13 protein-coding genes are annotated in these 13,502 nt (G+C 34.6%); 3 read left to right on the top strand and 10 right to left on the bottom strand.

Going from position 1 to position 13,502, the window contains the following annotated elements:
• The first annotated feature begins 14 nt into the window (after positions 1 to 14).
• Both ligA and radA read left to right on the top strand, forming a co-directional pair.
• On the top strand, positions 15 to 1,892 hold the full coding sequence (ligA, locus tag ACMAYS_RS14270) for an NAD-dependent DNA ligase LigA (RefSeq protein WP_412463494.1): 1,878 nt from the start codon (positions 15 to 17) through the stop codon (positions 1,890 to 1,892).
• A complete protein-coding gene (radA, locus tag ACMAYS_RS14265) occupies positions 1,892 to 3,262 on the top strand; it encodes a DNA repair protein RadA (protein WP_103218624.1) in 1,371 nt (456 codons plus the stop codon). Before ligA ends, radA begins: the two co-directional genes overlap by 1 nt.
• 11 nt (positions 3,263 to 3,273) lie before the next feature.
• Here radA and glpK read toward each other — a convergent pair whose 3' ends face one another.
• A complete protein-coding gene (gene glpK, locus ACMAYS_RS14260) occupies positions 3,274 to 4,752 on the bottom strand; it encodes a glycerol kinase GlpK (protein WP_103218625.1) in 1,479 nt (492 codons plus the stop codon).
• 38 nt (positions 4,753 to 4,790) lie between these two features.
• Positions 4,791 to 5,009: a hypothetical protein gene (locus tag ACMAYS_RS14255; protein WP_103218626.1), complete on the bottom strand. Its 219-nt coding sequence runs from the start codon at positions 5,007 to 5,009 to the stop codon at positions 4,791 to 4,793.
• Between the two features lie 53 nt (positions 5,010 to 5,062).
• On the opposite strand from ACMAYS_RS14255, the gene ACMAYS_RS14250 reads away from it, so the two are divergent.
• Positions 5,063 to 5,626, top strand: coding sequence for a TlpA family protein disulfide reductase (locus ACMAYS_RS14250; RefSeq protein WP_103218627.1), 564 nt, complete (start codon positions 5,063 to 5,065; stop codon positions 5,624 to 5,626).
• On the opposite strand, the gene hutI is transcribed toward ACMAYS_RS14250, so the two are convergent.
• From hutI to ACMAYS_RS14210, 8 genes are read right to left on the bottom strand one after another with little or no spacing between them, the layout of a single operon-like run.
• Complete coding sequence (gene hutI / locus ACMAYS_RS14245) at positions 5,619 to 6,845, bottom strand: imidazolonepropionase (RefSeq protein ID WP_412463493.1); 1,227 nt, start codon at positions 6,843 to 6,845, stop codon at positions 5,619 to 5,621. The two genes, ACMAYS_RS14250 and hutI, sit on opposite strands and share 8 nt — an antisense overlap.
• The gene (hutH, locus tag ACMAYS_RS14240; protein ID WP_103218629.1) at positions 6,845 to 8,383 is read right to left on the bottom strand and encodes a histidine ammonia-lyase; all 1,539 of its coding nucleotides are present in this window, start codon (positions 8,381 to 8,383) and stop codon (positions 6,845 to 6,847) included. Before hutH ends, hutI begins: the two co-directional genes overlap by 1 nt.
• Positions 8,384 to 8,400: 17 nt before the next feature.
• Positions 8,401 to 9,054 (bottom strand): ribulose-phosphate 3-epimerase, encoded by a 654-nt coding sequence (rpe, locus tag ACMAYS_RS14235; RefSeq protein WP_412463492.1) that lies wholly within the window; start codon positions 9,052 to 9,054, stop codon positions 8,401 to 8,403.
• A 23-nt stretch (positions 9,055 to 9,077) separates the two neighbouring features.
• Positions 9,078 to 10,022 (bottom strand): methionyl-tRNA formyltransferase, encoded by a 945-nt coding sequence (fmt, locus tag ACMAYS_RS14230; RefSeq protein ID WP_158246915.1) that lies wholly within the window; start codon positions 10,020 to 10,022, stop codon positions 9,078 to 9,080.
• A complete protein-coding gene (gene def / locus ACMAYS_RS14225; RefSeq protein WP_103218632.1) occupies positions 10,022 to 10,612 on the bottom strand; it encodes a peptide deformylase in 591 nt (196 codons plus the stop codon). The genes fmt and def overlap by 1 nt, the downstream gene beginning before the upstream one ends.
• Before the next feature lie 55 nt (positions 10,613 to 10,667).
• Positions 10,668 to 11,774, bottom strand: a complete 1,107-nt coding sequence (locus ACMAYS_RS14220) for an LptF/LptG family permease (protein ID WP_103218633.1) — start codon at positions 11,772 to 11,774, stop codon at positions 10,668 to 10,670.
• Positions 11,771 to 12,478 carry a hypothetical protein gene (locus ACMAYS_RS14215; protein WP_412463491.1) on the bottom strand — a complete coding sequence of 236 codons (708 nt, stop codon included), beginning with the start codon at positions 12,476 to 12,478 and terminating at the stop codon, positions 11,771 to 11,773. The genes ACMAYS_RS14220 and ACMAYS_RS14215 overlap by 4 nt, the downstream gene beginning before the upstream one ends.
• Before the next feature lie 10 nt (positions 12,479 to 12,488).
• A complete protein-coding gene (locus ACMAYS_RS14210; RefSeq protein WP_103218635.1) occupies positions 12,489 to 13,367 on the bottom strand; it encodes a hypothetical protein in 879 nt (292 codons plus the stop codon).
• Positions 13,368 to 13,502 lie beyond the last annotated feature (135 nt).

Raw genomic sequence — 13,502 nt, 5'->3', positions numbered from 1 at the left:
TAGACGAGAATAAAATGAAGCGTATAAAAGAATTAGCAGATCAAATAAAGATCCATAAGGCATTATACTATGCTGGTAAACCAGAAATTTCTGATAGTGAATATGACAAATTAGAAGATGAGTTAAGAGAACTTGATCCCGAGAACTCTGTACTTAATTTAGTAGGCTCAACTATAACGTCACTTGATAAAGTGAAACATGATAAGAAAATGTTATCACTTGGTAAGACTTATAAGATGGAAGAACTTATTTCTTGGGCAAAGGAATACGAAGTTTTAGGAATCTATAAGGTTGATGGTGTTTCTTGTTCGCTTATCTATGAAGATGGTCATCTAGTTTTAGCAAAGACTAGAGGTGATGGAACTTATGGTGAGAATATCACTCAAAAAGTTCAATGGATGAAGGGTGTTCCTGGATCCATCTCTATTAAAGAAAGAATAGAAATTAGAGGTGAGATGTATTGTGATGAAGAATCATTCTTTCACCTTTCTGAAACGATGGTTGCTCAGGGATTAGAAAGGCCTTCTTCTCAACGCAATATCGTAGCTGGGCTTGTAGGACGTAAAGAAAATATTAGTCTTTGTTCTTTTATAAATTTTAAAGCATTTGATTTAATCGGCATAGATTTCGCTAAAGAAAGTCAAAAGTACGAGACTCTTAAAAAAGAAGATTTCGATATTCTAGAATATACACTTATGCATACAAAGAAAGATTACGAGTCTGCAATTGAAGACGCAAAAGATTTCATGGCCAATGGTGAATATCTTATTGATGGACTAGTCTTTGTATATAATGAAATTAAACTTCATGATGAACTTGGAGAAACTGCTCATCACCCTCGCTATAAAATGGCATTTAAATTTGAAGGGGAAACAGTACAAACAATTCTTAAATCGATAACGTGGCAAGTTTCTAGAAATGGAATCTTAACACCTGTTGGTGAAGTTGAACCTGTTTCAATTAGTGGAGCAGTTATATCCCGTGTGACATTACATAATTATGGAATGGTAAAACAACATAATTTAAAGGCCGGAGATAAAATTGAAATTATTAGGAGTGGAGAGGTAATTCCAAAGTTTTTACAAACTATCGAAGAATCTGAAAATGATTTCACTATTCCAGAATGTTGTCCTAGTTGTGAGTCAAAAGTAATTATCGAAGATATTCGCTTGTTTTGTAAGAATCCTGCATGTCCCGCTCAAGTAAAAGAAGCGATCTTAAATTTTATTCAAAAAATTGGAATCGATGATTTAAGCTCAAAGCGTCTTGAAGAGATGATTCGTAAGAAATTAGTTATGACAATCGAAGATCTCTATAAGTTAGAGATGGATCAGCTTTTAACTTTGGATAAAGTAAAAGATAAGTTAGCAACTAAACTTCTAACAAGTATTGAAGGATCAAAGAAAGCTGATTTGATTACATTTATATCAGCTCTCGGTATTACTGGCGGAGCCTATAATAAGTGTGAAAAAGTTGTACATGGTGGGTTTGATTCAATTGAAAAACTTTTAAATATGAATGCAGATGAACTTGCAACTTTAGAAGGGTTTGCAGAAAAATCTGCAACAACTTTTGTAAACTCACTACAAGAGAAGAGAGATTTAATTTATAATTTGCAAGAATTAGGTTTCACATTTGAAGTAATTGAAGAAGAAGTTGGTACAGGATTGGCTGGTTTAAAAATTTGTATTACTGGTTCTCTATCACGTAAACGTAGCGATATCGAAAAAGATATTAAAGCAGCTGGTGGTACACCAGTTGGTTCAGTTAGTAAGAATACAGATATTCTTCTTACAAATGAAACAGAAGCTAAATCTTCTAAGTATAAAAAGGCATTAGATTTAGGTATTTCAATTAAAACTGAAGATGAAGTCATGGGAATGATTAGCTAATGGCCAAGAAAAGTAAAAAAGTTTTTGAATGTTCGAATTGTGGATTTCAAACTGCAAAGTGGATGGGTCGTTGTACTGACTGTGGTGAGTGGAATAGTTTTGTCGAAGAAACATTTACTCCAGTACAAGAGAGTATAAAAGTAAAGGCCGTAGGTGAAACAGCACCAAAGAAACTCAAAGAAATTGAAGTTGAAACTTATAATCGAGTTAGTACTGGTATTGGTGAATTTGATAGAGTTGTCGGTGGAGGACTTGTTCCAGGATCACTTATTCTCATTGGAGGAGAGCCTGGTATTGGGAAATCGACTTTACTGACTGAAATGTTATCTAAGCTTTCAGGACAACAAAGTGATCAGAGCTTTCTTTATGTGAGTGGTGAAGAAAGTGAAGGACAGGTTGCTGGACGTGCTAAACGCATGGGCCTTAAAAATGATTCGTTTTATATTTATAATGAAACAAACTGGCAAAATATTTTAAATCAAATTAAAAAAATTAAACCACGTTTTATGGTTCTTGATTCAATCCAAACGACTACTTCTAGTGAGCTACAATCGCCTCCAGGTACTGTTTCTCAAATTCGAGAAGTTACCTATGAGTTAATGAATCATGTCAAAGCTACAGGGATAACTTGTTTTATTGTAGGTCATATTACTAAAGACGGTGCTATTGCAGGGCCAAAGATTCTTGAGCATATGGTGGATACAGTTATCTATTTTGAAGGTGATCAATTTGGTCATTATAGAATGCTTAGAGCAATCAAGAATCGTTTTGGAAATACAAATGAAGTAGGTATTTTTGAAATGCAAGAAGATGGGCTTAATGAAGTAAAAAACCCATCACAGTTTTTCTTGGATGATGATCTTGAGGATAGTTTTGGAAAAAGTTTAACTTGTATCAAAGAAGGAACAAGACCTTTATTTGTAGAAGTTCAAGCCTTAGTTGCAGAAAATAAATTTGGTAGTGGCCGTCGTACGACACAGGGACTAGATAATAATCGAGTAGCAATGATGGTTGCAATTATTGAAAAATATGCAAATATTCCAATGGGAATGAATGATATCTATGTGAATGTTGTTGGTAGCATGAAGCTTACAACACGTGAGTCAGACTTAAGTATTATCGCAGCATTACTAAGTTCTTATAAATCAAAACCAATTCCAAAAGATACTGTCTTTTTAGGGGAGGTTGGTCTTACTGGTGAAGTTAGGACTGTTCCTCATATGGAAATGCGAATTAAAGAAATGGAACAACTTAATTATAAAACGTTGGTTGCTTCACCGAAAGTAGCAAAAGACTTTGCTCAAAAATCAAAATTGAAAATTATTCCCGTAAGAAAAGTTACAGATATATTTAAAGTACTAGGGGACTAGCCCCTAGTATTTTAAAAATTAATTTGAATATATTTATCCCAAAGTTTCTTCTTGTAGTCGAAGTATTCGCTGTTAGCTGAAGAAGATTCGAAGAATGATTCTTTTTCCCATTGTTTACTAACATCATCGATTGTCATAAGACCTGCACCAATTGCAGCCGCGAGGGCCGCTCCGTAAGAAGTTGTTTCAATAACTTTTGGTCTTGTAACATTTACTCCTGAAATATCGGCTTGGATTTGCATTAGAAGATTATTTGCTACGGCACCGCCATCAACCTTAAATTCTTCGAGGTTACTACCCATGTCGCTTTTCATTGCTTTGATAAGATCATTGATACTTAAAGCGATTCCTTCAAGGGCCGCTCGACAGATATCGTTAGTGTCAGTTGCACGAGTCATTCCAATTAATGCAGCTTTTGCATGTGGTTTCCAGTATGGAGATCCAATTCCTGTGAAAAATGGAAGAAGAATGAGATCTCTGATTTGATTTAAGTCTTTGACTGCATTCGCCTTATCTTCTGTCTGAGCTGCATTATCGATAATTTGGAGATTGTCACGTAACCATTGTACACAGGCTCCAGCTATATAACATGAACCTTCAAGAGCGTAATATGTCTTACCTTGATACTTATAGGCAACAGTAGTTAATAGGCCATGTTCAGAGTACTTCTTTTCTTCCCCAGTGTTAACTAGCATGAAGGCACCTGTACCATATGTACATTTTCCTGTTCCTTTTGTGAAACATGCTTGTCCAAATAAAGCAGCTTGTTGATCACCTAATATTCCATTTATTGAAATACCATCTGGCAGAAAATCTAAACCTTTTGTTGTTCCAAAATCACATATTGATTCACATATTTCTGGTAAGTCATTTTTAGCAACGCCTAAAATTTCACAAAGGTTAGTATCCCAGTCACATGTATCTAAAGACATCAGAAGAGTTCTAGAAGCGTTAGATACATCTGTTTTAAATGAGTCACCATTAGTTAAACGGTAAAGTAAGAAAGTATCAATAGTCCCAAAACGAAGGTCGTGATTCTTATGTGCTTCTTTTACGTATTGATTATTATTTAATAACCAATGAATCTTAGTTCCAGAAAAATATGGGTCGAGAGGCAGGCCAGTGATTTTCTTAAAACTGTCTTCGTGTGTCTTCATAGAATCGCAAAAATCTGCGGTACGACGATCTTGCCAGACAATGGCCTTTGCAAGTGCTTCACCTTTTCGATTGAATGCACATGTTGTTTCACGTTGATTTGTAATTCCAATAGAAGCAATGTTATTTGGATCAATATTATTTCTTTTAAGAACAGTTTGAACTGTACTCTTAACGCTCTTCCAGATTTCATCAAGATCGTGTTCAACCCAACCAGTGTTAGGAAAGTACTGTTTAAATTCTTGATTTTCTTTATCAACAAATTTGAAAGTTTTGGCGTCGATAATAGTAGCAGTGGTACCAGTAGTACCTTGGTCTAATGATAAAATATACATTTTTACTCCAGTATAAAGAGTTAAATAATAGTAAAAAGCTATTCAGTTAATTTTACACCGGGGTTGTGGCCTGGGTAATTACGCACGATGCTGTTAACAGCAATTTCCCATTGTTTTGCTAAAAATGAGTTACTACCCTTTAGAAGTGAAACCGATAGACCGATTAAGATAACAAGTAAAAAGATGAACTCGACAAAGGTTTGCCCAGCTTGATTAAGAATATTTTTCTCTAGCTCTTTGTCTTGTGTTTTTTGCATAGTGCAATCTTACCTAATTAAGTGTATAATACCATTCTAACTGGGGTTAAGAGTTGAGTATACAAAGAAAAAAATTTCCATATAAGATCATTCTGGTAGCTTGTGTACTGGTTCTAGGATCGTTATTTGTAACTGATGACAGTTTTACGACTGCTAAAGTTGCAGGTGTGGATGTTAAAAAGATTCAACATTATGAATCGATGCTCGTTCGACCAGATCTAAAATCAACTGAAGGCAAAACTTTTAAGAAAGAAGAACTTTCTAAAGGTGTTGTTATCCTGAACTTTTGGGCAAGTTGGTGTACTCCATGTCTTGAAGAATTTCCAAGTTTAGTTAGCCTACGTTCTGAGATCAAAGACCCTAAGCTAAAGATCATTGCAATTAATTCAGACGAAGGTCAAAAGCAGCTTAAGAAAATTAAAGATGTCGTTAAAAAGTATAAAGTTAACTTTGATGTTGTAAAAGATGGTCAAGGTAAGTTAACAGATGCATTTATGGTATCTGCCATCCCTGTTTCTATTGTTTACAAAGATGGCCGTGTCGTTGAAGTTGCAAAGGGTTCTAAAGACTTCAATTCGGAAGAATTCAAAGAAAAAATTCGCGAATGGCTTAAATAGAATTCTTATCTACCGCTAGATTTCGTCCCCAATTATAAGTAATTTCAGAAATCGTATTTGTTTTAAATATACTAAAACGAGGCTTAAATCTTTTTATGATTGCACCTTGATCATACTTTCCAACTGCAGCTGCAGCATTTAAAGTAATTCCGGCCCACATTTGAGTCATGTTAATTTTGTACATTGGTGCACAAATTGAAGCTAATAGTAGTAGGTTATCGCAATGGCAAGATCCTGGATTATAATCAGATGCAATTGCCAACTTACACCCACCATCTGCTAATTGCTTTGCATCAGCTTTAGGTTTTCCTAAGAAAATTCCTGTTCCAGGAAGTACTGTTGCAACTGTTTTTGATTCAGCTAATTTTTTAATTCCATCTTCGGTTGTACATAGAAGGTGATCCGTACTCAGAGCACCTAGTTCGCAAGCAAGTATAGCCCCTTTATTATCATTAAATTCATCGGCATGAGTCTTTAATGGTATTCCGTACTCTTGTGCAACAAGTGCAAGTTTTTTCACATCTTCAGAATCGAAATAGCCTTGCTCATGAAAGATATCAACACAATCAATAATATTAAGAGGTGCTACTTCATGAAGTAAAGGAATTACGATTTCATCCATGTATTTTTGTGTTGAATCGTAACTCTTAGGAAGAGCATGTGCAGGCATGAATGTATTAAAGATTTGTATATCAGGTGAAAATTCTTCTTTTAGTTTTGCAATTAACTTAGTCATTCTTAATTCACCTTCAAATGAAAGTGAATAACCAGATTTTACTTCAATTGTACCTACACCGTAACTAGCGATTCGTTTGATTCTTTCTCGACAACTATCAAGAAGTTGCTCATCACTTGTATTATTTGTCCCATTTGAAGTCGCAACAATACCACCACCGGCCTTAGCAATTTCTTCGTAGTCAGCACCATTAAGTCTCATTTGGTATTCATTGGCACGATTACCACCAAAAATTAAATGAGTATGTGAATCGACTATCTCGGGAGTAACAACATAACCTTCAAGGTCTTTTACTGTCTTCGCTTTCTTTAGATACTCTACAGGAATATTTTCGCTATCTCCAACCCATACGATTTCATCTTCTTCAAATACAATTGCACCATGCTGAAGTATTGAGATATCTTCAGCTAGAAGATTGCGGCCGTCTTTTTTTTGGGCCGCTTCAAGAGTTAGGATTTCGTTAATATTCTTGTAGATGATCATTATTGTAATTTTCCTGTATGCTTCTCAACTGCACGTAGTAATTCACCATTTGCAATAAGCGCTTCGATATTATTGATATCGCGATAGAAAACTCTATCTTCAACAATTTTATCAACAGACTTTCTGATATGTGAAATTAACTCTTCAATTGCAGGTGAAGATTTAAGAGGGCGATGAAATTCAATAGCTTGCGAGTTACAAAGTAGTTCAATTGCTAAACATTTCGTAGCATTCTCAATAACTTCATGAAGCTTACGTCCTGAAGTTACACCCATTGAAACATGATCTTCTTTATCTGTTGAAGTTGGAACAGAGTCCACACTTGCAGGATGACATAGGTATTTATTTTCTGATGTTAATGCTGCTGCTGTAACGTGAGCAATCATTAACCCACTATTAAGTCCTGATTCAGGAGTTAAGAAAGCTGGTAGATCAGAGAAAGTTGGGTTCATCATTTTCTCAACACGTCTTTCACTGATATTACAAAGTTCTGCTACACCAATTGCTAGATAATCCATGGCCATTGCGATTGCTTCACCATGAAAGTTTCCACCTGAAATAACTTCATCTTCACCTAGAAAGATAAGTGGATTATCTGTAACAGCATTAAGTTCAATTCCTAAAACTTCTTTTGCATGAGAAAGAGTTTGTCTAGAAGCACCGTGGACCTGAGGTACACATCTTAGAGAATATGGATCTTGAACCTTTCCACAATCAACGTGTGAATCTAGAATTTCACTTCCAGCGATAATATTATTTACGTTAATGGCACTTGCAAGCTGACCTGGGTGTGGTTTTAAACCATGAATTTTATGGTCATATGCTCTAAGTGTTCCACGAACACCATCAAGAGTTGTTGCTGCACAAATATCAGCAATACGAACAAGGTTTTCAGTTTTCTTAATTGCTAGCGCACCAAGTGCCGCCATAACAGCTGTACCATTTATAAGAGCAAGGCCATCTTTTGGTCCAAGAACTACAGGCTCTTTCCCAATATCTCTAATAGCAAAGTCTGAGCGAACTTCTTTGCCACCGTATATAACTTCTCCTTCTCCAATTAATGCAAGTGCAATATGTGATAATGGAGCAAGGTCACCTGATGCACCAACTGAACCTTTTTCTGGAACAACTGGAATAATGTCATTATTTAAAAATGCGATTAACATATCGACAGCTTCAATTGAGACACCAGAAAAACCTGATGCAAGACAATTTGCTCTAAGAAGCATGATTGCTTTTGTGATTTCTTTTGAAAAAGGTTTTCCTACACCAGTACAGTGTGAGCGAATTAAGTTTACTTGAAGTTGAGCTAGGTCTTCCTTTTCAATATACTTATCTGATAAAGCACCAAAACCAGTGTTAATTCCATAAACAGGCTTTGCTTTATCGACAATATTTTGTACGTAGGCTTTTGACTTAACCATATTTTCACGAGCTATATCACTTAGTTTAACTTTAACAGTATCTTTTTTTGCAAATGATACTTCGTAAATATCGTCTACGCTTAAGCTGTGTCCATCAATAATAATTTCTTTCATCTTTTTATTCCTGTCTCTTATCTTAATGATTCTATTTGTGTTTGATATTGGTTTTTTTCTTTGCCAAAAATATATGATCCAGCAACGAGGTTGTCGGCACCTTTATCAAGACAAAGCTTTGCAGTGTCTTGGTTGATTCCACCATCGACTTGGATTTGTAATTTCAGGTTATGTTCTTCTTTCATTCTTTTAAGGTACGCAATTTTATCAAGTGAGTTTGGCATAAAGCTTTGGCCACCAAATCCTGGCTCTACTGACATAACAAGTAATAAATCAATTTCCTTCAGCAGTTCTAAAGGTATTGACTCAATATCTGTTGCTGGTTTTAGGGAAAGACCAATACTCTTGTAGTTATCGCGATATTTTTTGATCATTTCAAAATGATCACATTCGATTTCGTAGTGATAAGTTATATTCTCAATGCCTGAATCTTTTAACGCTTCAAAATGAAAAGCTGGATTTGTTACCATTAAATGTACATCGAGCGGGATATTTGTAATTTTCTTAATTTGTTTAATCACTGGAATTCCAAATGTTAAATTTGGTACAAAGTGACCATCCATTACATCTAAATGCAGCCAAAGATCCTTAACATCTTCTATTACTGAGATATCAGATATTAGGTTTGTAAAATCAGCTGCTAAAATGCTTGGTGAGATGATTGTTTGCATCTAAATCTCCTTAGCAAATATCGTTAAGAAATTTTGAAACTATCGTATTTGTTAGTAAGTCCGTTGACAGCATCTGTATCACGGCATGCTTTCTTACCTTCAAGTTGAATTACATCTAGTCTGATTGTTGCGTCTTTACATCCAACTAAGATCTTGTTGTCTGCAACTTTAACTTCACCAGCTTGAAGTCCCAAATTATCATATTTAGAAATTTCAATGACTTTTAGACGTTTTTCATTCAAGAAGCAGTAAGTACCTGGCCAAGGTTTAAGTGCTCTTACTTGATTGTGAATTGTATTAAAGTCACATTCATTAAATTTAATATGGCCGTCTTCTTTTTTTAGAGTAGGTGCAAAGCTTACTTTTGCTTCATCTTGCTCATATGAAGTCACTTTGTCATCTAACATATCTACGATGAAGTCGTTAAGTGTTAATGATGCTGCAAACTTTAGACGAGTATAAAGTTGTCCACCAGTCTCTTCAAAAGCAATATTGATTTTTGATTCTTTGACAATATCGCCCGCATCCATTTTCTTAACCATTCTTTGAATTGAAACACCTGTTTCAGTATCACCGTTTAAAAGCGCATATTGAATAGGAGCTGCTCCTCTATATTTTGGTAGGAGAGAAGTGTGGATATTGAAACAACCAATTTTAGGTTTATTTAAAACTTTTGATCCAAGGAATTGGGCAAAAGCTAATACGAGATAAAAGTCTGCATCAACTTCATCTAAAAGTTTAAGAAGCTCTTCATCCTTGTTTATATTTTCTGTTTGATAGAAATTGATTCTATTTTCTTTGCAATAAGTAATAACAGGAGGGGATTGAAGTTTTTGTCCTCTTCCTGCAGGTCTATCTGGCATACTAATGACAAGTTTCAGATCAATTTGTGGATGATTGGCCAGAAGTTCTAAACTTGGGCATGAGAAGTCTGGTGTACCAAAGAAAACTGCCTTAAGTTTTTTCACTATCTACCCTTAACCCTTTTCATATATCTCTTCGTTAAGAAGTTTCTTTTAAGAGTTGAAAGCCTTTCAAGAAAAACAATTCCATCGAGGTGATCATTTTCGTGTTGAATACATACTGATAGCAGTCCATCTACTTCTAGCACTTGCTCATTACCTTCGATATCTTGATAAGTTACTCGAATTTGTTCTGAACGTTTTACTTCTTCATAAATCCCAGGAACTGAAAGGCATCCTTCTTCATAAAGAATTTCACCCTGAAGTTTTTCAATTTTAGGATTGATAAAAATTCTCGGATTGAAGTTTGATAATTCTTGATCTTTCGTACCATCAGCACGAGTAATTTCTTTGCTATGAAAATCAATATCCATGACAAAGATGCGATCTGAAACACCAATTTGTGGTGCAGCTAAACCAATTCCAGGGGCATGGTACATTGTAAAAAGCATATCCTTACAAAGCTTCTTTAGCTCGTCGTCAAACTTTTCAACTGGAGATGCCACCTTCTTAAGAACAGGCGCAGGGTAAGTATAAATCTCTAGTTTTTCACCTTCTAGAGTGTAATCTTTTAAAAATTCTTCTGATTTATTCATGGAATTCTTATAGCATGTGTGCGGCGCACAAGTCCAGCTTTCCTCTATTTTTCATTTACGTTAAACGTCTGTTTTTAAAGAAGATAAGTCCGATGACTAAGGTGAATATAAAGGGAACAGAGAATGTTGCTAAGAACGGACTAATTTTCAAGTTTTTACCTAGCTCAATAAAATATGATTGCACTAACCAATACATAATTGTGAACGCAAAAATAAATGCAACGCTTCGACCAAATGAACTATTACGTCTATTTGGATTGAATATACTCGTGGCCGCAATTAAGGCAAAGATAATGCAAATTAGTCCTTCCGAAATATGCATGTAGAACATAACAAGATATTCGTTTACATTGATTCCATTATTATTTAGCTGAGAAATATAATCATAAAGTCTTAAAAATGTGAGTGTTGAGATATCTGCTTCAATTTTAGCGAACTCTTCAATACTTTCATTCAAGGTGATTGGTAATTCTTCGATTCCAATTTTTGGAAATGATGGCGTTTCAAGCTCGTCAAAACTAGTTCCATTTGTTGGCCACCATCTCTCAGTTCGAGAGTCATAACTTAACATTTTATAAGTATCAATTTTCGTAAGTTCACGATTTTCACTATAGTGATAAATCGTTACCTCGTTTAAAGTATTAGTTTTCTTATCAAAGCTTGAAAATGCAAAGTAGTATTTAGGTGACTTGTACCAAATCTTTCCTGATTTAATTGTTGATGATGAAAGTCCTTTCTTTTTGAAAACTCTAAATTTTTCATCTGGACTGTCTAAGATACTAAATCTTCTCGAGTTAATATAAGGACTAATGTAAGCACTTAGAATAAATTGAAAAATTGCAATATAGATCGATGTTAGCAGTATATCTTTCAAGTAATTCTGACGAGAGTATCCACCAGCAAAAATTGCAACCAGTTCATTTCTACTTTTTAGTTTATTGATTGAAAATAAACTTCCTATCAGACATGAAATTGGAATTACCTTTATGAGAAAACTAGGAAGTTGGATGAAATAACTTAGTAGTACTTCTTTAGCTGTAATATTTTCGCGTAAAAATCCAGTAATTAAATTTCCCAAAGAAAGCAATAGGAGAAGAACAACTGCCGAAGCAGCAAAAAATTTTAGCCATTCTCTTGTAATTAAGTTTCTTACTACGCTCATTTTACGATTATATAAATTAAATAAATTAGAGGTTTAATTAATAACTTATTAAAAGTGAAATCTAAAGTTTTATTCTTTTGAAATAAGCTAACTATATGTGGTGATATTTCATAGTAACGATTAATGAATACTTGTCCAAGTTTATAACTTGCTATTCCTGGCTTCAATCCTCTAAGTGTATCAAGTAGATCTTCATTATGTGGATATGCATGAGTAGCTAAATAACAATTTTTTGAACGTACATTAATCTTATCATATGCCTGTTGAAAGGCCTTCTTATTATGGGCCTGTCCTGATCTTAAAAATTTCCTAACGATTTGAGCATTTGCATGTTGATATTTGTATCCAATAGAAAATGCAATAAATTGCTGTAGACATCGAAGAGATTCACCGCGAAGTTTCGGGCTTTTATCATATGACTTAGCAAGATTCCAATAAGCTTGGCTTATCAAAAGTAGTTCAGAAATATCCTTTTGAGGATCAAACATCTTTGGAGTTAGATGCCTTTCAGTTGTTCGATTATATGCTGCTAAAATCCCAAGATAATGATTAAATTTCTCTACACTGTGTGGAATATCATTTTTTGCAACAAAGTCGAGAGCTTGTTTTAAAGTTTTCAAACGCTCAGTATAAGCATTCTTAACACCTTCATTAAGCTCTTCATCACCATCTTTAGGTTTGTTTTGGGGCTTCTTTGTTGCCATTATTTTACCCCTAGAAGCGATATGATACGGAAAAAGATGTTTCTTTGATGTCTTGTGCTACTTGTTTTAGCTCAATTGAATCTTCTAAACTAATATTTCTAATCGCGAAATTTAGTGTAAGTTTTGGTTGAATCCAGCTTAAGCCAAAACCTGATCCAGACTCCATTGCAATTTTATCGTCATACATTCCTGCACGTAAGTAAAAGTCACTAAGTACTTTGAATTGAATTGCCGCGCGCCAAAGAGAATGCTCTGAGATCTCCTCATTATAGTTTGCACCAGCATCAAGCATAAGTGAGATGTATTGTTGAAACTGGTATTGCATACCAAGCACTGCTTTCGTGTTATTTGGAGATTTTTCAAATGGATCCATTGCTACAAGTCCAAGTGAAAAGTTTTGTGTAATAGCGTGGAAAACACCAATATTTAATTGTTGATACTCAATCTTTTCCTTCACTCCTAGATATACATCTTCACGTTTCATATCCTGGTATGTGAAACCTAGTGCAGACTTTCGACCGATAGTAGAGGCGAAAGAAGTCGAGAGTTGTTTATAGTTTTCATCTCCACTCTTTGCTTTTACATAAGAGATTGAGCCCTTTAGAGCTTTTGAACTATCAGAAGCAATAACTGCGTAATTAGTTGAGTCTCCTAGAGGCGAGTCGTTCATATCGGTATTATCTGCTTTTGTTTGTTCAAGATATAATGAAGACATATTGAAAAAGGCTATTGGTGCAGGATTTAATACTGTAGCTTCATCCATTAATAAAGAAGCAACACCAGCTCCACCTGTGGACTTTAATCGTGTTGTTTTATAGTCCATTATTTTTGCAGATGTATTAAATTGAATTACTAATAAAGTTACAATTAATGAAAGTATTTTAGTCATGTAATATCCTTATTTATAGTCTAATTATAATCATATTTTCGAAATTCGTCATTTATTAGTGATTGACTAAAATACTCAATGTTTTAGTTGTTACGACGAGAATATTTTTTGGTATTATAAGGTGGTAATTTAGGA

The sequence above is a fragment of the Halobacteriovorax sp. RT-2-6 genome, from assembly GCF_047085025.1.
Classification (GTDB): Bacteria; Bdellovibrionota; Bacteriovoracia; order Bacteriovoracales; family Bacteriovoracaceae; genus Halobacteriovorax_A.
This window is presented reverse-complemented; position numbering and strand designations above follow the sequence as displayed.